A 22,741-nucleotide genomic window follows, 5' to 3' on the forward strand; every position below is an offset into this window, starting at 1 on the left:
CTTGGCTGATAAATTAAGTTTGAATCGCTAAATTATGCTCTGAAAAAACAAAGGGCAACTCCGCTCTTTACTGCTCGGAATTGCTCCGCTTATTTTTCACTTTTGGTTGCGATCAGATACTTTTTAGGTTTGTGTTTGGCCCGGGTAGAAGCCCGGCTTGCCAGGTTAATCAGGTCGTCCACCACTACACTGGTCGGCGTTTCTTCTCGAACCGACCTTCTTCGGCCCCCCGATATTCCGATTGACAGGGAAATTTGAAATTCCAGTTCGATACTTTTTATTCCAGAGATGATGTCTTGCGCTAGTTTTTCTGCCCCGCTTAAATCCCGTTCGCTTAAAATAATAAATTCGTCCCCCGCATACCGACAGGCCAGATCAATATTTTTTTCACTCAGTTGTTTAATCAAACGGGCAACTCCGACCAGCGCCTTGTCACCCCAGACGTGTCCATATTGCTTGTTCACTTTCCCAAAATCATCAAGGTCAGCAAACAGAATGACAATTTCTTTGCCCTGATCCAACAACCTAGCCGCCATTACCCGCAACAAGGTTCCCCAGGGTAGGCCGGTTAACGGATCATTCAAAATTCCATAGTGCCTTAATAAATCTTTCATGGTGATAATTCCGACCAGTTTTCCATCATCTATTACCGGTAGGCGTTCCACCCCCAGCGCCTGCATTACTTCAATAGCTTCGATGATATCAGCGCTCGCCGGAATGCTTTTGACCTCCCTGGTCATAACATCACAGACCAGTCGGTTATGGTGGTGATTACGGATATCCCGGGAGGTGACGATACCTACCAGTTCTCCCTCATCAACCACCAGAACACTGCCAACCAACTGCTGGTTCATCAGCCCGCCGGCTCGCTCCAGGCTGCTAAAACTATCCACCGTGACCAGCGATGTGTTCATTATATTCCTGACGACTTCCATAAAAACTCCTCGCTAATCTGTAATCATTTTCGAAATGGTCAAGACCACTTTCATATCTACCCGGAGGATGCTGTTCTCCGCAGCGATTGGTCCAACTTCTGCTAAAACTATGTCGATTAGTTTTGCTTTATCGAGCATCTTATACAGTTTTTTACGAATAACCAGCGCTTCTATCATCGCATGCTGAACCCGAACAACCTCATACTGTTCAGGCGCGATCGCTTCGGCCATTCTCTGGGCAGCTTCCGGGCCAAACGGTGACCTTTTGCCTAAGACTAGGATTTCGCGCATCGGTGGAATCTCAAATTCTGACACGACCATCTGAACAGTCATACTTTTCGCGTCGTTTTTCACAAACTCATCTCCTAAAAAACGTTCATTATTGCAATAGGCTTTGTAAAATAAAAATACCTCACCCGCCATCGAGATCATCAGACATGCCTGGGTAGTTCAAATCACATGATGGCTTAAGTGAGGGCTTTTTTTCCAGCAATATGCCGTTTTCAGAAAACAGAATAACATCTCCCGGCTTTGCCCCTTCGGGTAGCCAGATTCGGGCCAAAATCCCAACATCGTCCCCACAAATTTCAACGATGTCTTCATGAATTCGGTATATAACCGCTCGTTTCATGCAAACGCCCTCGCCGCTTTTGCATAATATTGACTTAATTCAACATTTATTATCGTATTCCTGCAACCCGGATAACTGTCTCTTTGAATTTTGTTTCCGTATAAATTCTTAAACCCTGCGCATACTAGTTATTGATTACTTCAGGAAAGGAGGGAAAAATATGTCAACCCTTGACAAGATTGCGCTCGTCCTTGTCATTATTGGAGCACTAAATTGGGGTCTTATCGGTCTATTCCAATATGACCTGGTCGCAGCGCTTTTCGGCGGGCAGTCCGCGGTTGTCAGTCGCACAATTTATACTCTGGTCGGCCTGGCGGGTGCCTATGCAATTACTTTTCTGCTTAAGGACAGGGTAAAGGTTAAGAGTTAGTTTACAAAACAATTAGGCACGTTGGGAAAGCCAAAAACCCGGGGGAAGATTGACTTCTAGCCACTCTTCCAACCGGGTTTTTCCCGCATAAAGTTATTAAAGTTATTAATGATAATCAATTCTGGCGGGAGTGTGTGGGAATCGAACCCACCTGCGACAGGATCGCTGCCGCACAACTGGATTTGAAGTCCAGGCGAGCCACCAGGCCCAATCCACCCCCAGAAAGATGCCTTGATACTGCTTTATTATAACACGCCTCAGACGGCTTAGCAACTCGGGTAAACCTGGAATGATTGTACCTTCAGGCGATCAGGTTCTGGCCACCGACAGCACATGGTAGCCTTGCTTCTTCAGTTCGGCTACGATGCAGTCTGAATCGCCTTTGTTCAAACGAATGACCAGGTTGACGACCCCATCCGGGTCGGTATAAGAAACTATGTGAGTAATATTGCCGCCAAAATTTTTGATGACCTGGGTTACATCAGCCAACACCCCGGGGCGATCCTCAACCCCCAGGTGAATCCTGGTCCCTTCCTGTCGCAAGCCCATGATGTCGATGAAAGCATCAAAAATATTTGTTTCCGTGATGATCCCAACCAATTGGCCGTTGTCCACCACAGGAACACCACCGATCTCGTGTTCCCGCATCAACAGGGCCGCCTCTTCCAGATAGGCATCAGGACTTACGGTATAGACAGTTTGGTTTTTGGGTAGGATATCGCCGATCCGGGTTTTGGCCAGCAGATAGTTAATCTCAAAAACACTCAGACTGGTAGCCGGCGAAGGTGATACTTCACTGAGGTCCCGGTCGGTAACAATCCCTACCAGTTTTCCCCGGTCCATAACCGGCAGTCGACGAATTTTATTCTCTCGCATTATTTCCAGGGCTTCCGCAATGGTTGTTTTCTTGTTGACCGTGATCGGATTAGGCGTCATCCGGTTCTTAACAAACATAATCTGTTCCCTCCTACTCGATCTCTTTTGTGGATAGCCTGAAGATTACCCGCCGAGGTAGGCTTTTTTGATTTCTTCGCTCTCCGCCAATTCTTTGGCGTTACCTTCCAGAACGATTTTACCAGTCTCTAATACATATGCGTAATGGGCAATGGATAGAGCCATATGTGCGTTCTGCTCGACCAGTAAAATGGTTGTCCCCGCGGCATTGATTTCTTTAATAATTTCAAAAATCTCCTTCACCAGCAGGGGCGCCAATCCCATCGAAGGTTCATCCAGAAGCATCAGGCGAGGCTTCGACATCAGGGCGCGTCCGATGGCCAGCATCTGTTGTTCTCCTCCACTGAGCGTACCCGCCAACTGGTTCCGTCGTTCTCGCAAGCGCGGAAAGCGGCCAAAGACCTTTTCCATATCAGCCAGGATCCCGGCTTTGTCCTTCCGCAAATACGCGCCCAGCTCCAGGTTTTCATACACGCTCATATTGGCGAACACTCGCCGGCCTTCGGGAACCTGGGAAATACCAATCTTCACAATTTCTGGTGCTGGCAACCCTTCGATCGGTTTATTCTCAAAAAGGATACGTCCACTCCGTGGGCGTAAAAGCCCGGAAATCGTTTTTAAAGTGGTACTCTTACCCGCACCATTGGCCCCAATCAAAGTAACAATGGCCTTCTCGGGAACCGCGAGGGAAATGCCTTTCAAGGCGTGAATTGCTCCGTAGTAAACATGAATGTTTTCCACCCTTAGCATTTAGCTGACCTCCTCTCCCAGATAGGCCTCGATAACCTTCGGATTGCGCTTGATTTCATCTGGCGTCCCGTGGGCAATGATCATCCCGTAGTCAAGGACGTAGATCCGCTCACAAACTCCCATCACCAGGGACATATCGTGCTCGATCAACAGTATGCTGAGGCCAAATTTATCCCTGATCCACTTGATCAACTGCATCAATTCCTGAGTTTCCTGCGGGTTCATTCCAGCCGCTGGCTCATCCAGCAGCAGGAGCTTCGGCTGGGCCGCCAGAGCCCGGGCGATTTCCAGGCGCCGCTGCTCGCCGTAAGGCAGATTTTTAGCGATCTCCTCCTGTTTGGTATCCAGACCAAAAACCCTCAAGAACTCCAGGGCTTTTTGCCGGATCTCCTCTTCACCCCGCTGGTACGACGGCAAGCGTAAAATCGCGCTGGCCACTCCGTAGCGGGCGTGCGTGTGGTAGGCGATGCGCACGTTATCCAGGACAGACAGGTGGTTGAACAGCCGAATGTTCTGGAACGTCCGGGCGATTCCCCGCTGGGTGATCTGATACGGCTTCAAGCCGACCAGATTCTGGCCGTTAAAGACAATTGTCCCTTGTGTCGGTGTATACACGCCGGTTAATAGATTAAAGACCGTCGTTTTCCCTGCTCCATTTGGCCCGATTAAACCAACCAGTTCTCCTGCCATCATCTCGATATTGACGTTCGCCAACGCGTTCAAGCCCCCGAAGGATTTCGACAGTTTACTCACCGACAGCAGTGTCACGCCGATCACCCCGTTTCAACCGCAACATTGACAAGCTGAGTTCTTTGTTACCCATCATGCCCTGCGGCCGATACAGCATTAAGATGATTAAAACTATCGCATACAAGACCATGCGAATTTCGGCGAAACTGGCCAGGGCCGCTGAAACCAGGGTCAGAACGATCGCGGCCAGGATCGAGCCTGTCGTGCTCCCTAACCCTCCCAGTACCACCATCACCAGGATATCAAACGATTTCAGGAAAGAAAACGTTGACGGTTGGATCAGGAAAAAGTAATGGGCATACAAACCGCCCGCCAGTCCGGCAAAAAACGCCCCGATGGAGAAAGCCATAACCTTGTACCGAGTGGTATTGATCCCCATGGTTTCAGCCGCAATCTCGTCTTCGCGAATGGAAATAAAGGCTCGACCGTGGCTGGAGTTGATCAAGTTGGTAATGACAACGATCGTAAGCACACAAGAAAAGTACAACCAGGCCCAGTTGGTCTGCCGCGGAATACCAATAATACCGGCTGCCCCGCCTACATATTCAATGTTTAAGAGCAATACTCGAATAATTTCCCCGAAACCAAGCGTGGCAATAGCTAAGTAGTCGCCCCGCAGGCGTAAGGTGGGTAAACCAATCAGAAAGCCCGCCAGCCCGGCGGAAAGCGACCCCACTAATAAGGCCACCGCGAATGGGTACCCGAGTTTCATGGTTAAAACCGTCGCCACATAGGCACCCACGGCCATAAAACCGGCGTGACCGATGGAAAACTGGCCGGTATAACCGTTGATCAGGTTCAGGCTAACCGCCAGGATGATGTTAATTCCTATCAGAAAAATATTAATCTGGTAGAAAGAATCGATCAGTCCCCCCTCGAGGGCAACCTGTCCAACCACAAATAGGGCGACCACGGCCAGGATCCGGTAGATAATCCCCTTCAGGTTCGATTTCACTTGGGCTTCCTTTCCCACCATTGCGACCACCTACACCTTCTCCCCGACGTTCTTACCAAGCAGGCCGACGGGTTTAATAATCAGGATCAAAATCAGTATGCCAAATGCCACGGCATCCCGGTACATACTGCTGCCGTAACCGCTGACAAAAGCCTCAACGATGCCCATCAAATAACTACCCAGTAACGCGCCAGGGATGATGCCGATCCCCCCTAAGACGGCGGCCACAAAGGCCTTGAGACCCGGAATGATGCCCATCAGTGGATCAACAGAGTTGTAGTAAACACCGATCAACACCCCGGCCGCCGCCGCCAGCGCCGAGCCAATCGCGAAGGTTGCCGAAATGGTACTATTCACGTTAATCCCCATCAGCATCGCCGCCTCACCATCATAGGAAACTGCCCGCATGGCTTTCCCGATCCGGGTACGGTGAACAATATACGTCAGGATGACCGTCAGCCCAAGAGAGACAAGCAGGGTCACCATGTCTTTGCTGGTTACGGTGACCTGTCCATTGAAGATCCGAAAACTGGCATCAGTCAGAGTACCAGTGGGATAAGTACGCTGCTGGGGGCCAACCCCCCAAACCATGATATACTCCAGAAATAGTGATACCCCGATGGCAGTAATCAACGCCGCGATCCGGGTGGAGTGGCGCAATGGCTTGTACGCCAGCCGTTCGATGACCACGCCGAGAACAGCGCACACCACCATTGCCAGCAGCATGGCCATAAATACGTCTAGCCCAAGCACCGCGGTGGCGAACAGGCCAACATATGCCCCCACCATCATCACATCGCCGTGGGCAAAATTGATGAGTTTGATGATTCCGTAAACCATGGTATATCCCAGGGCGATTAGCGCATAGATGCTGCCGAGTGAAATACCGTTAACCAGTTGCTGCAGGAATTCTGCCACGATTTCACCCCTCACTTTTCCACACCGAAAAAATCAGTAGAAGAGGGGGCTTTCTGTTGCCCCCCCTTCAGGCTGGGACTGTACAAATTCCAGGGTCTCTCTTTAAGGTGTCCGAGGATGCCAGTCCACTGTGAAGTTGTCTAGAGATTAATCTTCGCTTTCATGACTTGTTTACCGTCAACAAACTCCATAATGATTCCCGTTTTGTTCGGGTTGTGTTTGTCATCAAAAGTGATCTTGCCCGTCACGCCGGCGAAGTCCTTGGTCGCCGCTAAAGCCTGGGTAATCTTCGCCGGATCAACCGCACCCGCCCGTTTGATCGCGTCAAAGAGCAGCATGGCCGAGTCATAACCTAAAGCCGCGAACGCCGGTGGTTCACTGTTATACTTGGCTTTATAGGCAGCACGGAACTTCTGCACCGCAGGATCCGGGTCATCCACCGAATAGGAGTTGGTTAAGAAGGTGTTGTTCAGGTTTTTCAGTCCAGCCAGTTCGGCCAGCTTCGGATCATCCCAACCGTCACCGCCACCCATCGGGCCGGTGAATCCCAATTCACGGGCTTGTTTAACGATGGGACCAACTTCCGGGGTATAGCCAGGTACATAAATGAAGTCCGGCTTCTTGCTTAATATCTTGGTCAGAGTCGGTTTAAATTCCTTATCATTGGTCACATAACCCTCAGTTGCAATAATGGTTCCACCTAAACCAGTAAAGCTTTGTTTAAAGGCTTCAGCTAACCCTTTGCTGTAGTCGTTGCTGGTGTCAACTAGCACGGCTGCGGTTTTCAGCTTCAGGTTGTCATAGACAAACTTGCCCATGAGTTTTCCTTGATACGGGTCGATAAAGCAGACCCGGAACATGTAATCTCGCACCTTATTCGTCTTGGGGTCGAAGGTGACCGACTCCGCTGTTGCCGACGCGGTGATCAGCGGAATCTTGGCCTGGGTGATCACTGGCTCGGCGGCCAGGGTTTTCCCCGTGGTGGCCGGCCCCAAAACCGCCACAACTTTTTCTTGCACTAATTTTGCCGCTACGCTGGTAGATTCTGCGTTATCTGATTTATTGTCTACAATGACTGGTTCGATTTGTTTACCTAAAACCCCGCCGGCCTTATTCACTTCCTCGATAGCCAATAAAATACCATCTTTGGCCGGCGTACCATACATCGCCAACCCGCCCGACAATTCATAGTTAATACCGACCTTGATCTTGTCACTGGCTGCTGGTTGGTTCGGTGCTTTTGCCCCACCACAACCAACAACAAAGCTGATCATCAGAGCTACGACCAGTAATAGGGCCAGTTTTTTGCTCGCTTTCATGTGTATCCTCCTTTTTTAAATAAAATAATAGTTAAATCCCGCATAAGGGAATGCTGATAGCCTGCTTCACCTCCCCGGGATCGTAGATTATAAAACAGTAGAACCAAGTAAAATAATGTAATTCTCAAAACTGCTATGTAATATCTCATTTAAGACGAGTTCATTATATAACTCGTCACCAGGCCTGTCAATGTTTTTCAAGCCGTCTCCAGTTTAAATTACCATTGCCTCCCACTTTCCGCACCGGTCTCCCCAACGAGCAATTACCCGATCGTCCTGATAGAACTGGATGACTTCGCAGCAATTAGCACAACCCTTACATTCAAAACTACGGGCCTGATATTTGACCTCAGTAACAGCGAAGCCTTTAAAATGGGTCTGCTGCGTCCGGCTTACCGCTTCCTTAGCGATTAGAGCAGCGCCGACTGCTCCCATGACGTTGTAGTAGGTCGGAACCGTAATCTCAACCCCCAGAGCCTTTTCAAAGGCGTGCTTGATTCCCACGTTGGCGGCCACCCCGCCCTGGAACACTACAGGAGGCAGAATATCCTTGCCTTTCCCAACGTTATTCAGATAATTTCGGACCAGGGCATCACACAGCCCCGCCACAATGTCTTCCAGACTGTGCCCCAGCTGTTGTTTGTGGATCATGTCTGATTCCGCAAAAACCGCGCATCGACCGGCAATGCGTACCGGATGTTGAGAGCGGATAGCCAGTTCACCAAAACGTTCGATCGGGATATTCAACCGGGCCGCCTGTTGATCCAGGAACGAGCCGGTGCCTGCAGCACAAACAGTATTCATGGCAAAATCCACCACGACACCATTCCGCAGGATTATTATTTTGGAATCCTGGCCACCAATTTCAATGATTGTCCGGGCTTCCGGCACAAACCGGGAAGCCGCGATGGCGTGGGCGGTAATTTCGTTTTTCACGGCATCCGCCCCGACCATGACACTGGTCAGGTAGCGGGCACTGCCGGTTGTTCCCGCTCCAGCGATCTCAACCGCTGACCCCAAGGTCTCCGCGATCTGCCGGAGTCCCTCCTGCACCACCTTGATCGGCTGCCCCATTGTCCGCAGGTACAGGCTGGTGATAACTTCATCATGTTCGTCAAGCACGACCAGATTGGTGCTAACGGATCCCACATCAATCCCTAAATAACCTTTCATATGGCTGGTCTTACCTCCATCATCTGTCGCCTCTGCCAGAGTAAATCCACAAATGCCTCAAGCCGGGTCTGTATCCCTGCCTTGCCGGTCTGCTCGTCGATAAACAGTGTCAGCACAGGAATCCCCAGATCGTGGCTGACCTTGGGCAGGATACTTTTGGCCACAATTTCGGGAATACACGCAAACGGTGCCAACTGCACCACCCCATCGAACCCGTGTCTGGCATAAAGAACAGTCTCACCAACACTGTTAATCCCATGACCCCCAATGAGTTCATTCAGGTAGGGCGCAGCGGCTTTTTTAACGTCGTGTTCGCTATCGAAAACAAAGCAATCCCTGGTATAGCCACTGAGATAGATCGCCCGCTGTGTTTCTACTCCCATCGACTCCAGGGTAACCTGGAGGTCATGGTTGGCAAAGGGTTCAATAACCACATAGATTTCCCCGATTATCCCCACCTTCAGCGTAGGCCGGTTGTAATCACAGGGAATCTGCCGCAGTAAGCGTTCGCCCTCAACCCGCGCTTCAGTTATTTCCTGGATATTTCTGGCCTCATCCAACATCTGCAGAACCCGTTCGTAGACTTTCGTGGTTTCCCCTCGATTTACTTCATACGGACGTACTTGATGGGAGATACGTTCGATGTCATCCAAAGCAACCAGTTTTTCCCAAGCAGTTTTTAAATGGTGCCAGAACGTGCGCCAGCCAATCCGGGTTGGTTTAATCAGAGTTTTTACGTTACGGATGAAACCGAATATGTCCCGCAGTGGTGGTTCAATGACCATGATCTTTACCTTGTGTCCCAGGTCATTGAGAATCATCTGGTGGAGGACCCCATAGTAGCCGGCTCGACATGGACCCACACCACCGGAGGTAATGATCATTTCTGTCCCCAGCTCGATAGCTTCTAAATAGGTCCCCAGCAATATTTTGAAGGGGATACACGCGAACTCGGGTGCGTACCGAACTCCCAAGCTTAATGTACGTTCACTCGGAGCTGGGGGAACAATCGCCTCGTGTCCCAGGCTATTAATCAGCATTTTGAAGGCAATAAACGAATTACCCATACGGGGAAAGCTGATCTTCATAGGACACCCCTCCGTAGTTTGAGCATATCAACAAAGGCTTCTACCCTTGTTTGGATTCCCGCTTCTCCCGTGTGTTCATCAATAGTCAAGGATAAAAAAGGACGGTGCCCGTTATTTTTGGCTTCCAGCTCAATCATTCGGTCAACCATCGCGTCGGGCCCGCAACCGAACGCGGTGACATGGACGATACCATCGACCCGTTCGCGATACAAAAAGTACCAGGCGGCTTGAACAGCACGATTACTGAAATGCCAGAATAAATTTTTGGGTAATTTTTTGGCTTCCCGTATAAGCAGGCGCGTAGGGATCATTTCCGCCGTCAGGATCCGCACCCCCAACCCGCGTAAGCGCTTAAGCAAGTTTACATTCAAAAAATTATCGTAAATCGCGTAAGGATAACCGACTACTGCAAAAACCAGGCTTTCTTTGGGGGAATCTTGAGACTCTGGCTGTCGCCCATCCAAAATCTCGATCGCCTCCACTGGGGTATACCGCTCCCGCAGCAGTCGTTGGTACTGGCGATAAACCATTAAGGCACGCCAATAGGCCCGGATAACTCTGGGCAATGATGCCCCGAAACGCTCGCCCAATTTACAACACAACCGAAATAGCTCGAACCGGCCTTTAGCCAAATCAACCCGCGTGTCAATTATTTCTGGCAAGTCTGCGATCGCTGCCCTAACCATATCCGGCAGCCCCAAAAATTTTGGACAGAAAGTCTCCGTACCAAATTTGCGCACGCTGACCAACCGAGGTAAAAAAATGTAGTCAACCTTGCCCTTAAGATCAATAACGTGCCCGTGTAAGATCTTGATCGGAATGCAGGCGTCATTGACCGCTTCTTTAACTCCAGCATCAAGAATTGTTTTACTGGTCGGGCTAGAAGTAATTACTTCCAAACCCAGTTCTTCAAAGAAAGTCTTCCACAGCGGATAGTAGGCATAGTAGCCCAATGTTCGCGGTATTCCGATTTTCTGGGGCATGGTGGCTCCTCCTTCGCTGCTGCTTCATCCTCGTCTGGTAACTTGCACCCTGCTTACCAAAAATCATTAATAGATTCTACATCTTTTGTGAAAGTCCTTTTAATTACGAACAAGAAAGTCTACGTTTTTCCTCCATTTGAACTTTTTGTCGTTACATTCATAACGAACAAAAGATATGGCCGTCTCCGGTCAATCTTGCCTCCGAAAACAGCCAACGTTATCTCCACCACCCATGCCCGGTTTCTACTTTAATAGGACCCGTTTGTCCCCAACCCGGCGGGTAAACTTTTCGCGATCGAAATATTCCATTAGGGGAAGAACATAGCGCCGGGAGGTCTCCAGAAGGTCGCGGACCTCGCCGATCTGGATTGCCCCATGGTCTTTGAGGAATTGGGTCAATTTCCTTTTTGCTTCTTCAATCGCCGTAGACGCAAAGAACGTGTCCTCGCTAACCTTGACAAGTAAACCCTGTTCCAAACAATAATTAAGCAGCTCTTCGCTTTCAGAATTACTCAGAGCACAATCCTGCACCATTTCTGACCAATCAGGAGGCTGAAATCCCCCGACCCGGTACCTGACCAGCACGTGTTCCAGGGCCTGCGCCATTTTCCCCTGCGGTGCTGGCTGATGACCGGCCAGGGAAACATTTCTGCCCGTCGCTCTTACCAGGCCCCGTTCTTCCCAAAACTGAAGCAGGGCATTAAAGGTCTTGGCTGGAACAGCGCCGAACTTTTTCGAGCGCAGTTCTTCCCTTGGCAATCCCGTCCGTAAGGGATACTCGTGGTGATAATTTGCCAGCAGACTTTGCACCTCTGACCACCAGTTGTCCAGCACCTGCTGGTGGATGGCATGTTCGCTACCATCGACGTTGATTAATACAGCCTGCCCACTTTCAACGAGTTCCCGCAGCGCGTTTTTAATTATCTCTGTCTGCAGGCCAAGTTTTTCAGTTAGAAGGGAGACAGAAATAATCGGTGGCCGGGTGGTTAACAGGTGCTGGTTAACTAGCTCTATCGGTGTACCTTGTTCTTGCGTGGCCAGTGCCCGCAGGACATCCTCACGGAAGCGCTTTCGCTTCGGCGGATTAGGATCGATCACAGTCCCGCCACCAATGGTGACCATGGGTGAGTAGGAGCGGATCACAAACCGGTCGTATCGGGCAACCACCACTGGTTCTTCCATGACCAGTTGTACATAGCTGCTTTCCCCGGGGGCCAACTCATCTCGATCTAGAAGGACGACCCTCCCCAGCGCCTCTTTTGTCCCCTGGTGAAAACGAATCCGGGCCAAGTTCTTGAGTGGAGCAGCGAGGTGCCGGAGAAGTTCCAGATGGGCATCAACCCGGAAAGAGGAGCTCAAGTAATTGGGTTCAAGTAAAACGCTCCCTCTGGCCAGTTCACTGGTCTCCACGCTGGCCAAATTGACCGCCACCCGCTGGCCAGCCACGGCCCGGTCGACCTTATGTCCATGAACCTGCAGCGTTCTTACCCGCGTGCTGATTCCCTCTGGCAGGATCTCCACCGGGTCGCCAACCTTCAGTTGACCAGAAAACAATGTCCCGGTGACCACCGTGCCAAAGCCGGCAATGGAAAAAACCCGGTCAATCGGTAGCCTCGTTTTGCCATCCACCGCCTTTTCTGTTACATCCGCCACCAGTCTATCAATTATGTGGAGTAATTCAGACAGTCCCTCCCCGGTCACGGCTGAAACGGCGATCATTGGGGCCTCGGCCAGAAAGGTGTCTTTTAAAGCTTCGCGCACTTCTTCCTCCACCAGGTATAACCAGTCTTCTTCAACCAGGTCTTTCTTGGTGATAACCACGATCCCTTTCTTAACGTTCAGCAACTGAACAATATCCAAATGCTCGCGGGTCTGCGGCATTACCCCTTCGTCGGCAGCTATTACCAGCAAGACAAGGTCGATGCCGGCCACCCCGGCCAGCATATGCTTGATGAACCTTTCATGGCCAGGGACATCCACCAGGCCGGCACGCTGCCCACTGGGCAGCGTCAGCGGCGCAAAACCAAGTTCGATAGAAATGCCACGTTCTTTTTCCTCTTTCAAGCGATCGGTATCAACCCCGGTCATGGCCCTAACCAGCGTGGTTTTACCGTGGTCGACATGGCCGGCCGTGCCAATAATGATATGCTTCATTCGCTTCTCCCTCCCCAGTTCAGACTTGTCTCCAGCGCCATAATCAATGCCGGGATCTCCTGGTCGCTCACAGTGCGCAGGTCAATCAACAGGGCGTCATCCTGGATGCGGACCAGCACCGCAGGTTTCTTTCCCCGCAACGCAGCCGCCACAGCCTGGGACGTTAAATGGATAGGCTTAACACGGACCAGCCAGGTTGGCAGCTCCGCCAAAGGCATGGCCCCTCCACCGACTTGGGAATTGCCGGTAATAATCTTCAGCTCAGCCTGTCCGGCCAGTCTTTCCTTTAGTTGTTCAGCCAACTCTTCGGCCCGTTCCTTGATGACCATCGCCGGCATGGTCAGCATCGCCAGAGTGGGAATATTCTGCTGTGCCCCTTCGGGATCTAGGTATTCACGCAGGGTAGCCTCCAGGGCAGCCAGCGTCAGTTTATCAATGCGGAGAGCACGGTTAAGCGGATGTTTTTTCATCCGGTCGATCCAGCACCGTTTTCCCACGATCAGCCCGGACTGGGGGCCCCCGAGCAGTTTATCGCCGCTGAAGGTCACAATATCCGCTCCACTGGCTACACTTGCACTAACCGTTGGTTCTGAAGAAAGTCCCGGGGCATTAAGTCTCAGCAAGGCCCCACTGCCTAAATCATCCATAACCGGCAGGTTATAGGCCCGGCCTAATTTCACCAGCTCTTCTAATGACGTTTCGTGCGTAAAACCAACCACCCGGTAGTTACTGGGATGAACCTTAAGCAGTAAGCCTGTCTGATCCGTAATCGCCCGTTCATAATCCGCGAGATAGGTTTTATTAGTGGTCCCTACTTCCACCAGTTTCGCTCCACTCTGGGCCATTACCTCCGGGATCCGAAACGAACCACCGATTTCGACGAGCTGTCCGCGTGAGACAATCACCTCGCGGTCTTTTGCCACAGCGCTCAGGGCCAGGAGTACCGCCGCCGCATTGTTGTTAACCACCAACGCCGCTTCTGCCCCCGTAAGTCGAGTTAAAAGGCCCTCCACGTGGCTGTACCGGGAACCGCGCTCACCACTAGTTAAATTCAGTTCTAAATTACAATAACCACTCGCCGCCTGAACAATCGCCAACTGAGCCCGTTTACTCAGCACAGCTCGCCCCAAGTTGGTATGCAGCACTACGCCGGTAGCGTTAATGACCCGGCACAAACTACTGTGTCCCTTCTGCTCAATTGTTTGGACTACATCGGAGATAAGCTGTTCGTTTGAGAAAGATAAATTCGCTGCACCAGTCAAGATCGACTGGCGGTAATTTCCCAAGACCTCACGAATTGCTTCCAGCACTAAACTGCGCGGATACTGTTGAAGCCTGTCCTCAACTAGCCTGTGTTTTAGTACGGCGTCGACCGCCGGTAATTGTCTGAGCAATTGTTCTTTGGTCATGCCTATCCCTCAACTCCGGCTATGAATTTAATGTTATGCCTATTTTACCAGATTTTTATGATCAACGCTATTTTTCCAAGGCAAACCATGCAGAAACCTGATTATTTTAAGATCTGACGCGCGCGGATCAGCAGCCCACCCAACAAGGCCAGACCGATATAGCCGAAAAGCGGGTAAATAGTGCCAACCAGTGTAGAAAACCTATACTGAGCGAAAGGTATCGCCAGCACTATGGTCAGTCCAAGATTTAGCATATAGGGCATGCCGCTCAAGGCAGTCAAGCGTTTGGCAAACCCGTAAGCATTCACCAACGCCGTGGTTAAAATCCCTATCCAGAGAATAACGGCGTAGAAGTATTTCAAGAACGGGTGGATGCACGCAGCAATGTACAACATAGGCACCTCATACTGGGTCACCGCAGGGTAGTTAATTTGTAAAGTGTAGACTATTGCCAAAGCGAATAACCCTAAACCGGCTCCACCCCAGGCCGCACCCATTAGGCTACCGCTCCGGCTGACGTAATCCCCCAGTGAAACCAAGATAACTGTTCCCAGCACCATGTTATAGGAGACGTAGAGAATGCTGGCCAAGACCCAGTGCTCGCTGACCGGTGTAAGATCAGGGGCGCCGGGGCAGATCGTGGGTAGAGCCCCTTTTCCCTTAACCACCACCGTTAGACTTACCCCAAGACAAATCAGAAATTTTAGTGGGACCAGCAGGCTGTTAAACCAAACAACTCCTTTTACCTCTCCCGCCAGAACAACAACCAGACAGACCACCGCTAAACCAATGCCCAGTTCAGCAGTACTCCCTAAATGCTCCTCAAAAATTGCGCCACTTCCCGCCAACATAATACACAGACCCAGAAAAAGAAATACGGTAATTACCCCATCTATTGCCTGCCCAATACGACGACCAAGCAGGTAGTTAACCATGTCCTGGTATGACTTTAACTGAAACCGTCGGGTCAACTGCAAGACTGCCATTCCTAAACCGGCGAAAAGAAGTGTGATCAGGGCAATTCCCCAAAAGGCTTTATGTCCATAAGGAACAAAGAATTGCATCATTTCCTGACCAGAGGCAAATCCAGCTCCAACCACGGCGCCAATATAAGTCGCGGCAATTTGTAAATTTAATTTGGTCTTTACTGTCTTTCACCCCCTTGAACGACAAAATCGATTACCTGCCGATTCGTGGTGCAAGCCCAGTTTTTATTTCATGTATATTTCAGCTGATTAGTGACTATACTCTTATTAGCACAGTTTTATTTTGGAAATTCGGAGGGACAATGAAACGCTGGCATCAAGCAGTAGCTACCCTTTTCTCCAGGCCTGTGCCCGCTCAGGAAGAAAAATATGGTTTTCATACCGATGATCCTTTTTGTGTTCCAAAATTAGTTCGGGTGCTCATCCGTTATTTTGAGATCTACAACCCGGGACAGGAACGGCCAACGGTGGTTATCTGTATTGGAACTGACCGCTCTACGGGAGATAGCCTCGGACCGCTGGTTGGTTCCAAATTGAAAGACATTACCCGGGGAGTGCTACATGTCTACGGTACCCTGGACGAGCCGGTTCACGCCACTAATCTTAATGAAACACTGGAAGCAATTGCTGAAAAATATAAAGATCCCTTCGTGATCGCAATCGATGCCTGCCTCGGCCGTCTCGAAAGTGTAGGTTATATTTCTTTAGGCGTCGGTCCACTCAAGCCTGGGGCTGGGGTAAAAAAAGATCTGCCCCCCATTGGGAACATTCATTTGACGGGCATCGTTAATGTGGGTGGGTATATGGAGTTTCTGGTTCTTCAGAACACTCGCCTTAGTCTGGTCATGAAGATGGCCAACCAGATCGCCAGCAGTCTTTTCTTTTGCAGCTATAAAATAGGAAACTTATCCACAGCAAGAGCTTAAAGCATAATCTCAAGAGCTTAAAGCATAATCTCCTAAACGACAAAAAGCCACCCGTTTGGAGTGGCTTTAAATATTCCCCTCAGCCCTATTAACTGAGAAGGCGGCTGCTGAGTTGCCGTAGCACTTCATCCGCGGTCTTGCCTTTAGCATCAATAACCGGGACGCTGTTTACCAAATCCTCCATCTGCATGACGTTACTGTCTCTTCCGCTCACCACAATCGCCTGAGCCTGGGCGATTTTCGCTTTGGTCAGGTCCACCGTTTGATAACCTTCCTGTTCTAAGGCATGTTTAATGTTAGTCAGGCTGTCTTCAACAGCGATCAATTGTTCCCGTTTGACCATAATAATCACCTCCGTTAAGCAAGACTTTCTTCACGGAGATATTATGGTCCAAAATACTAATACTTATGCTCGCTACTTTTGGTCATAATTGTTCGCCTTCTGCTTCCCGCCTGATGTCTCCTTACCGGCTGTCGCTCCGTTTTTCATCTTACAAGTACCCTGGAAGACTGCTCCTTCTTCAACGACCAGTGTCGCTACATCAACGTCGCCAATTAATTTTCCTGTGCTGCCAATTTCCAAGCGGCCACTTGTTCGAACGTTGCCGATAATCTCTCCGCTCAATAAGATATGCCGGGCTTGGATGTTAGCTTTAATCTGGCCCGTTTCACCGACCACCAGATCGCCTTTGGCCACAATTTCCCCTTGCAACTGCCCCTCGACTCTGAGGGATCCTTCGGTAATCAACCGCCCCTCAAAGACCACGCTTTTACCAATGATCGTTTCAATTTTCTCGATGTTGATCTCGGTTTCTCTTTTCTTGTTAAACATTGTTGTTACCCCTCTGCAATTTATGAAATATGATTCTCGGCATTGTGATATCCGCTTGCTCTCACACTACGGATACAATACTGTCAACGGGTCGGTGAGTGAGCCGTTAAGTTCAAGCATAAAATGCAGGTGCGGGCCGGTACTGCGGCCACTATTACCGACCTCAGCGATAGCTTGTCCTTTCTGAACGTGTTCGCCTTCCTTGACCAGGAGCCGAGAATTATGGGCGTAATGCGTAACATACCCATTACCGTGGTCAATCGTTATCATACGTCCATAGTCAGGCCTCCAGCCGGCAAAAGTGACTATCCCTGCCCCCGCAGCACTCACCTTAGTCCCATAAGCCGCTGCAATATCCAAACCACTGTGAAACTCTTTCCGGATGCCGAAAGGCGACCGGCGATAACCAAATTCTGAAGTTACTCGCCCGTTGATCGGCCATCGATTAGGAACCGCCAGAAAAACATCCTGCTTGTTGATTACCTCATTTTTTAGCAGAGTAAGATTTTTGTATTCATCCCTGATCATATCCTTTAAACCACTTAGTTCACGGCGGATCTCGGATAGGTTCAGCGGCACCTCGCTATTTGTTCCTGTTTCGATTTGTGCGGCCTCACTCTCATCTGAATTATTTGGGCGAGGAGGGCGACCGCGATTGGAACGGGAGACGGGTTTAGTCGGAAGTTCGGACGACATATCTACACCAATTAACTGGCGCAATTCACGTTCAAGCTGAACCACCGCCTCGATTTGACCCCGGATATCCTCTGTGCTGCGGTGTAACTCTTCAATTTCCATGGCTTGTCGCCGATTTTCCGCTTGTAAACTCTGAATTCGTCCCAGGTCATCAGCCACAGTGATGTAAACATAGGTCAAATATCCCAGAACCAATATTAAACCAACTAAGACACCACTGGTTATCCCCAATACCCATCTTGGGAGGCGAAAGCTCTTGACCTGAGCGCGACCATTCGGCACCAATAACAAAGTGAACGACCGAGGTTTGGTTCTCTTTTTTTGTGCCATGACCACCACCCTCAAACAGCAAATCCGTTAGAATTCTAACGCCTCGTCGCTTTAGTATCAAGTGCCTTTTTAATAGCAGCTTTTTCCTCCGCGGTTAGAAGATATGATGATTGCCCGCCGGTTACTGGCTTGGCGTAAGTTCGAGTATCTTCCCGGCCATAAAGACTGCTGAACACAACGCCATCTCCGTGTTGGTCTAACAGCGCTACCGCGAAACTGAGATCACTGCCAACATCTTCAAAAGCGTTAAACCGAACAACACCGACCCCCTGGATGCACCGTTGCGTTATACCTTCCAGCCGTCGACAGATTAGTTCAACTTCTTCAACCCGGTGAAAACCGGCTTTAACCAGTTTAAGGTTTTCCAGTAGCATATCTTCCAGATTCTTGCCCTCCATACCGGCCATAAACTGCCGGTATCGTCTATTAAGCCGGGTTGTCCTGATTATAAGAATTAATAGGAGAAGCAAATCAATTACGGTGGTAACCAGCAAAAACAGCAGTAATAAATCTCGATATGGTGTAATAAATGGTAGTTCTATTCCCACTGCAATACCTCCACGTTTCTCATATTCTTTTTTAGTGTAGTTTGATAGTTTGAACCAAATTTTTTAAACGGTCGGACTAAAATATTTCCACAGAAAAATAAATTTTCCTTTTCCGGCAGAAACCTACCAAAAAATTTTTGCAAGGTGGCGTTAGGCATCACCAGTTTGACAATTATTGTTCACTTGGGATAAAATGTGAAAAAGCATTGCCGAAAAAGCGACTTTATGATTGGGGTGATAAGAATGCGTATTGCCTATTTGGATTGCATTGGCGGAATAAGCGGGAACATGTGTTTGGGGGCTCTCTTAGATGCTGGTCTTCCGCTCGACAGTTTGGAAGCAGAACTGCGGAAATTACCCCTTGACGACTACCAGTTACGGGTTGAGTCGGTTAAAAGGGGACCACTGGGAGCAACCTTGGTTGAAGTCGTCGAGCGTGAACTTACACACCATAAGCACGAACACCGGTCCTGGACGCAGATAAAAGAAATGATTTTGACCAGTAGCCTGTCTCCAAGCGTGAAAAGTAAGTCTTTAGCCGTGTTTGAACGTTTAGCAATAGCCGAGGCGACTATTCACCGTTGTCCACTTGAAGTTCTTCAATTTCATGAAGTTGGCGCAATTGACTCAATAGTTGATATTGTTGGGACAGTGGCGGGTTTTGATCTCCTCGGCGTAGAGAAAATCTTCTGCTCTCCGTTGCCGATGGGTTCTGGGTTTGTTAATTGCGCCCATGGTGTCCTGCCCCTTCCGGCACCGGCTACCCTGGAGCTATTGAAGGGTTTCCCTGTTTATTCGGTTCAGGTCACTGGGGAGACGGTCACCCCAACCGGAGCAGCCCTGGTTACCTCTCTGGCCACTGCTTTTGGCACCCTGCCGGCCCAGACAATTGAAAGAATTGGCTATGGAGCCGGCAGTAATGAGCGCTCATTCCCCAATGTTTTGCGTCTGGTGGTCGGGGAAGAAATGGCCAACAATATGACTTCACCGCATAATACCTTAGATCAACAAACATCCGTATGCGTGTTAGAAACAAACATTGACGACATGAACCCCGAATGGTATGCCTATGTGGCCGAGCGTCTATTCAGCGAGGGGGCGCTGGACGTATTCCTGACACCGGTTCAGATGAAAAAAAATCGCCCGGGGACATTACTCACCGTCCTCAGTGCGCCAGAATTGGCTGACCGCTTATGTGTTATCCTCCTTGAAGAAACCACTACCCTTGGTGTTCGCATTCGGGAAGAACGCCGCTTTATCGCTGACCGGTTCCGGGAGGTTGTCCCTACTCCCTATGGTGAGATCCGGGTTAAATTCAGAAAGAACCTGTCAACTGCCGTAACATCAAATATCGCTTCAGAATATTTCGCCCCTGAATTCGAAGATTGTCGCCTTGCTGCTAAAACCCATGGTGTGCCTTTGTGGGTTGTGTACGATGCCGTCCGTTCCCAATTTCTAAAACAAAAACGTGATAATTGACACCAATCAAAGGAAAATCCCAGCCAGCAATGCAGCCACCAGTATCGCTGGCAGGAGGTTTCCTACTTTTATCACGCTAATGTTTAACATGTTAAAACCGATCCCCATGATTAATAGTCCACCTGTCGCTGACATCTCCGTGATTACTGGCTGAGTTAGCGCTCCCTGCAACCACCCAGCCAACAATGTTATCCCTCCCTGGTAGATAAATATTGACCCTGCCGAAAAAACCACCCCCAACCCCATGGTGGAAGCAAAAACGACGGCGGAAATACCATCGAGGATAGACTTGGCGTAGAGAATTTGATAATTTTGATGCAGCCCGCTTTCCAGCGAACCAACAATTGCCATTGCTCCAACACAATAAATAAGACTCGAGGTAACAAAAGCCCGAGCTACATTGCCCTTTTTTTCTTTCATCATTTCCTCTAGCCTTTTTCCTAATTGTTCTAACCGACCTTCGAACTCCAGTAATTCGCCGATTGTCCCGCCTGCAACCAGGCTACCGATTACGATTAGGATGTTCTGGGTTGTCAACGCCATTTGTAACCCGATTAATATAACCGCTAGACTAATCCCCTTCATGAGAGTATCTCCCATGCCTCTACTCACTTTTTGTCCAATGATTACGCCGAGCATTCCGCCAATTATTACTGCTCCTGCGTTTACAATTGTCCCCCACATAACTTTGCTCCATCCCTTGAAAATATATATCCAGATACGTCTTTCGCAGACAAAAAATACTGTTCCACGTGGAACAATTTATGGCTGCTCATGGTCCAGCAATTTGTTTCACGTGGAACATTCATTGTTTTTATCCTGACCATTTATATACATTTCTATTTCATCCTTCCACTCTATACGTCCTGTCCATCAAGGATTGTCTCCACTATCCTCTGTAATTCTTCTTCGCTGTAATAACAAATTTCAATCTTTCCGCCCTTCCCGGCTTTTTTTATATTAACTTTTGTGTTAAAAATTTCGCGTAACCGCTCCTCAATCTCCCTCATGGCTCCGTCCTGTTCCTGTGAACTTGTCTGCTTCCGGCTTATTTTGAGAGGTCGGTTCTCAAGCTGCACCAAATTTTCCACTTCTCTAACAGTTAGATTATCCCGAGCAGCACGCTCAGCCATTTCCATAAGTTTTTTTTCCTCAGAGATACCCAGTAACGCCTTGGCGTGTCCTGTTGAAAGAATCCCGTCAGCTACTAGTTCCTGCACTTTTGGCGGTAAATTCAGCAATCGAACAGAGTTAGCAATGTAAGATCGGCTTTTTCCTACCCGTTCTGACAACTTTTCTTGCGTAAAACCAAACTCGTTCATTAATCGTCGGTATGCTGTTGCTTCTTCTAATGGATTGAGATCTTCACGCTGAATGTTTTCAACAAGCGATAATTCTGTGACATTTAAATCATCGACCTCTTTAATAATTGCCGGAATCGTGTCCAGCCCTAACTTCAGGCAAGCCCGCCAGCGACGTTCACCGGCTATTAATTCGTAGCTGCCTTCTCCTACCGGTCGAACTACTACTGGCTGAATAACCCCATGTTCTTTTATCGAAGTCGCCAGTTCTGCCAGTTTTTCCTCCTTAAATTCCCGCCGTGGTTGTTGGGGGTTTGGGCGGATGGCCGTAATAGCAAGCTCCCGGATCATTCCCTCGCCATCCTGGGCGACCGGCGTATTTGGTATAAGTGCTTGCAATCCTCGCCCTAATCCCCTTTTATTCATTTTCCATCACTTCCTTCGCTAATTCATGATATACCTCGGCTCCTCGTGACTTTGGATCATAAGTTATAACCGGTTTCCCGTGGCTGGGTGCCTCACTCAATCTAATGTTTCGCGGGATGATCGTGCGAAATACCTTATTCTTAAAATATGCCTTTACTTCATCAACTACCTGAATCGACAGATTTGTCCTCGCATCAAACATAGTTAAAACAACGCCTTCTATTTCCAAGCTGGGGTTGAGGTGCTTTTTGACCAGCTGAAAGGTATGTATTAACTGGCCGAGCCCTTCCAGGGCATAATATTCACACTGAATCGGGATCAATAAGCGGTCGGCCGCAGTAAGCGCGTTCAGAGTTAACAAGCCGAGCGACGGTGGGCAGTCGATGATGACATAATCGTATTCATCTCGAACCCGTTCGATGGCTTTTTTTAACTTGGCTTCCCGGGATATCGCGGAAACCAGCTCAATCTCTGCGCCAGCCAGCTGGATAGTAGCAGGAACAACATACAAATTTGGAATTTCCGTCCCTTGAATAACCGCTTCCACCGGAATGCCGTTGATCAAAATATCATACACACAAGCTTTTAAATCCTGCCGATCTACACCCAGCCCACTGCTTGCATTCCCCTGGGGATCGATATCTATCAGCAACACTTTTCGGCCGTTAGCGGCTAAACATGCTCCTAGGTTAACTGCGGTAGTGGTTTTCGCCACACCCCCCTTTTGGTTAGCAATAGCCATTACCTTGCCCATGACCCGATCACCCCCCTGCCAGCCTTACACATCACATTATCACTTAGAATTCAACAAATACACCGAACTTCCTT

25 protein-coding genes and 1 tRNA gene are annotated in these 22,741 nt (G+C 49.4%); 3 read left to right on the forward strand and 23 right to left on the reverse strand.

Annotation, left to right across the window (positions count from 1 at the left end):
• Positions 1-89: 89 nt before the first annotated feature.
• From HPY81_04865 to HPY81_04875, 3 genes are all read right to left on the reverse strand, one after another.
• Positions 90-935 carry a GGDEF domain-containing protein gene (locus HPY81_04865; protein ID NPV26788.1) on the reverse strand — a complete coding sequence of 282 codons (846 nt, stop codon included), beginning with the start codon at positions 933-935 and terminating at the stop codon, positions 90-92.
• Positions 936-947: 12 nt separating this feature from the next.
• On the reverse strand, positions 948-1,268 hold the full coding sequence (locus tag HPY81_04870; protein NPV26789.1) for a hypothetical protein: 321 nt from the start codon (positions 1,266-1,268) through the stop codon (positions 948-950).
• A 79-nt stretch (positions 1,269-1,347) separates the two neighbouring features.
• Positions 1,348-1,566 carry a hypothetical protein gene (locus HPY81_04875; protein NPV26790.1) on the reverse strand — a complete coding sequence of 73 codons (219 nt, stop codon included), beginning with the start codon at positions 1,564-1,566 and terminating at the stop codon, positions 1,348-1,350.
• 160 nt (positions 1,567-1,726) lie between these two features.
• On the opposite strand from HPY81_04875, the gene HPY81_04880 reads away from it, so the two are divergent.
• Positions 1,727-1,936 (forward strand): DUF378 domain-containing protein, encoded by a 210-nt coding sequence (locus tag HPY81_04880; protein ID NPV26791.1) that lies wholly within the window; start codon positions 1,727-1,729, stop codon positions 1,934-1,936.
• Between the two features lie 122 nt (positions 1,937-2,058).
• Here HPY81_04880 and HPY81_04885 read toward each other — a convergent pair.
• The 13 genes from HPY81_04885 to HPY81_04945 form a co-directional block, all read right to left on the reverse strand.
• A tRNA-Sec gene (locus tag HPY81_04885) sits at positions 2,059-2,156 on the reverse strand.
• 89 nt (positions 2,157-2,245) lie between these two features.
• On the reverse strand, positions 2,246-2,890 hold the full coding sequence (locus HPY81_04890; GenBank protein NPV26792.1) for a CBS domain-containing protein: 645 nt from the start codon (positions 2,888-2,890) through the stop codon (positions 2,246-2,248).
• Between the two features lie 45 nt (positions 2,891-2,935).
• Positions 2,936-3,640 (reverse strand): ABC transporter ATP-binding protein, encoded by a 705-nt coding sequence (locus tag HPY81_04895; GenBank protein NPV26793.1) that lies wholly within the window; start codon positions 3,638-3,640, stop codon positions 2,936-2,938.
• Positions 3,641-4,408 carry an ABC transporter ATP-binding protein gene (locus HPY81_04900; GenBank protein ID NPV26794.1) on the reverse strand — a complete coding sequence of 256 codons (768 nt, stop codon included), beginning with the start codon at positions 4,406-4,408 and terminating at the stop codon, positions 3,641-3,643.
• Positions 4,386-5,366 (reverse strand): branched-chain amino acid ABC transporter permease, encoded by a 981-nt coding sequence (locus tag HPY81_04905; GenBank protein ID NPV26795.1) that lies wholly within the window; start codon positions 5,364-5,366, stop codon positions 4,386-4,388. Before HPY81_04905 ends, HPY81_04900 begins: the two co-directional genes overlap by 23 nt.
• 9 nt (positions 5,367-5,375) lie before the next feature.
• Positions 5,376-6,263 carry a branched-chain amino acid ABC transporter permease gene (locus tag HPY81_04910; GenBank protein NPV26796.1) on the reverse strand — a complete coding sequence of 296 codons (888 nt, stop codon included), beginning with the start codon at positions 6,261-6,263 and terminating at the stop codon, positions 5,376-5,378.
• A 140-nt stretch (positions 6,264-6,403) separates the two neighbouring features.
• Positions 6,404-7,582, reverse strand: coding sequence for an ABC transporter substrate-binding protein (locus HPY81_04915; protein ID NPV26797.1), 1,179 nt, complete (start codon positions 7,580-7,582; stop codon positions 6,404-6,406).
• A gap of 213 nt (positions 7,583-7,795) precedes the next feature.
• The gene (locus tag HPY81_04920; GenBank protein ID NPV26798.1) at positions 7,796-8,755 is read right to left on the reverse strand and encodes a 2-hydroxyglutaryl-CoA dehydratase; all 960 of its coding nucleotides are present in this window, start codon (positions 8,753-8,755) and stop codon (positions 7,796-7,798) included.
• Complete coding sequence (locus HPY81_04925) at positions 8,752-9,843, reverse strand: CoA protein activase (protein ID NPV26799.1); 1,092 nt, start codon at positions 9,841-9,843, stop codon at positions 8,752-8,754. Before HPY81_04925 ends, HPY81_04920 begins: the two co-directional genes overlap by 4 nt.
• Complete coding sequence (locus HPY81_04930; protein ID NPV26800.1) at positions 9,840-10,826, reverse strand: 2-hydroxyglutaryl-CoA dehydratase; 987 nt, start codon at positions 10,824-10,826, stop codon at positions 9,840-9,842. Before HPY81_04930 ends, HPY81_04925 begins: the two co-directional genes overlap by 4 nt.
• 243 nt (positions 10,827-11,069) lie before the next feature.
• Entirely contained in the window at positions 11,070-12,980 is a 1,911-nt protein-coding gene (gene selB, locus HPY81_04935; GenBank protein NPV26801.1) for a selenocysteine-specific translation elongation factor, read from the reverse strand.
• On the reverse strand, positions 12,977-14,389 hold the full coding sequence (locus HPY81_04940; protein ID NPV26802.1) for an L-seryl-tRNA(Sec) selenium transferase: 1,413 nt from the start codon (positions 14,387-14,389) through the stop codon (positions 12,977-12,979). Before HPY81_04940 ends, selB begins: the two co-directional genes overlap by 4 nt.
• Before the next feature lie 101 nt (positions 14,390-14,490).
• A complete protein-coding gene (locus HPY81_04945; GenBank protein NPV26803.1) occupies positions 14,491-15,456 on the reverse strand; it encodes a hypothetical protein in 966 nt (321 codons plus the stop codon).
• Positions 15,457-15,677: 221 nt separating this feature from the next.
• Here HPY81_04945 and yyaC point away from each other — a divergent pair, with 221 nt between their 5' ends.
• The gene (yyaC, locus tag HPY81_04950; protein ID NPV26804.1) at positions 15,678-16,301 is read left to right on the forward strand and encodes a spore protease YyaC; all 624 of its coding nucleotides are present in this window, start codon (positions 15,678-15,680) and stop codon (positions 16,299-16,301) included.
• An 88-nt stretch (positions 16,302-16,389) separates the two neighbouring features.
• On the opposite strand, the gene HPY81_04955 is transcribed toward yyaC, so the two are convergent.
• From HPY81_04955 to HPY81_04970, 4 genes are all read right to left on the reverse strand, one after another.
• A complete protein-coding gene (locus HPY81_04955) occupies positions 16,390-16,644 on the reverse strand; it encodes a YkuS family protein (protein ID NPV26805.1) in 255 nt (84 codons plus the stop codon).
• A gap of 72 nt (positions 16,645-16,716) precedes the next feature.
• Complete coding sequence (locus tag HPY81_04960) at positions 16,717-17,133, reverse strand: polymer-forming cytoskeletal protein (protein NPV26806.1); 417 nt, start codon at positions 17,131-17,133, stop codon at positions 16,717-16,719.
• 66 nt (positions 17,134-17,199) lie between these two features.
• On the reverse strand, positions 17,200-18,159 hold the full coding sequence (locus HPY81_04965; protein ID NPV26807.1) for a M23 family metallopeptidase: 960 nt from the start codon (positions 18,157-18,159) through the stop codon (positions 17,200-17,202).
• Between the two features lie 35 nt (positions 18,160-18,194).
• Positions 18,195-18,707 (reverse strand): DUF4446 family protein, encoded by a 513-nt coding sequence (locus HPY81_04970; protein ID NPV26808.1) that lies wholly within the window; start codon positions 18,705-18,707, stop codon positions 18,195-18,197.
• A gap of 243 nt (positions 18,708-18,950) precedes the next feature.
• On the opposite strand from HPY81_04970, the gene larC reads away from it, so the two are divergent.
• A complete protein-coding gene (gene larC / locus HPY81_04975; protein NPV26809.1) occupies positions 18,951-20,186 on the forward strand; it encodes a nickel pincer cofactor biosynthesis protein LarC in 1,236 nt (411 codons plus the stop codon).
• A 6-nt stretch (positions 20,187-20,192) separates the two neighbouring features.
• Here larC and HPY81_04980 read toward each other — a convergent pair whose 3' ends face one another.
• From HPY81_04980 to HPY81_04990, 3 genes are all read right to left on the reverse strand, one after another.
• Positions 20,193-20,870: a DUF554 domain-containing protein gene (locus HPY81_04980; GenBank protein ID NPV26810.1), complete on the reverse strand. Its 678-nt coding sequence runs from the start codon at positions 20,868-20,870 to the stop codon at positions 20,193-20,195.
• Positions 20,871-21,043: 173 nt separating this feature from the next.
• Complete coding sequence (locus tag HPY81_04985; GenBank protein ID NPV26811.1) at positions 21,044-21,913, reverse strand: ParB/RepB/Spo0J family partition protein; 870 nt, start codon at positions 21,911-21,913, stop codon at positions 21,044-21,046.
• Complete coding sequence (locus HPY81_04990; GenBank protein NPV26812.1) at positions 21,906-22,667, reverse strand: AAA family ATPase; 762 nt, start codon at positions 22,665-22,667, stop codon at positions 21,906-21,908. The genes HPY81_04985 and HPY81_04990 overlap by 8 nt, the downstream gene beginning before the upstream one ends.
• Positions 22,668-22,741 lie beyond the last annotated feature (74 nt).

It is taken from the genome of Bacillota bacterium (assembly GCA_013178045.1).
Taxonomy (GTDB): Bacteria; Bacillota; Ch66; order Ch66; family Ch66; genus Ch66.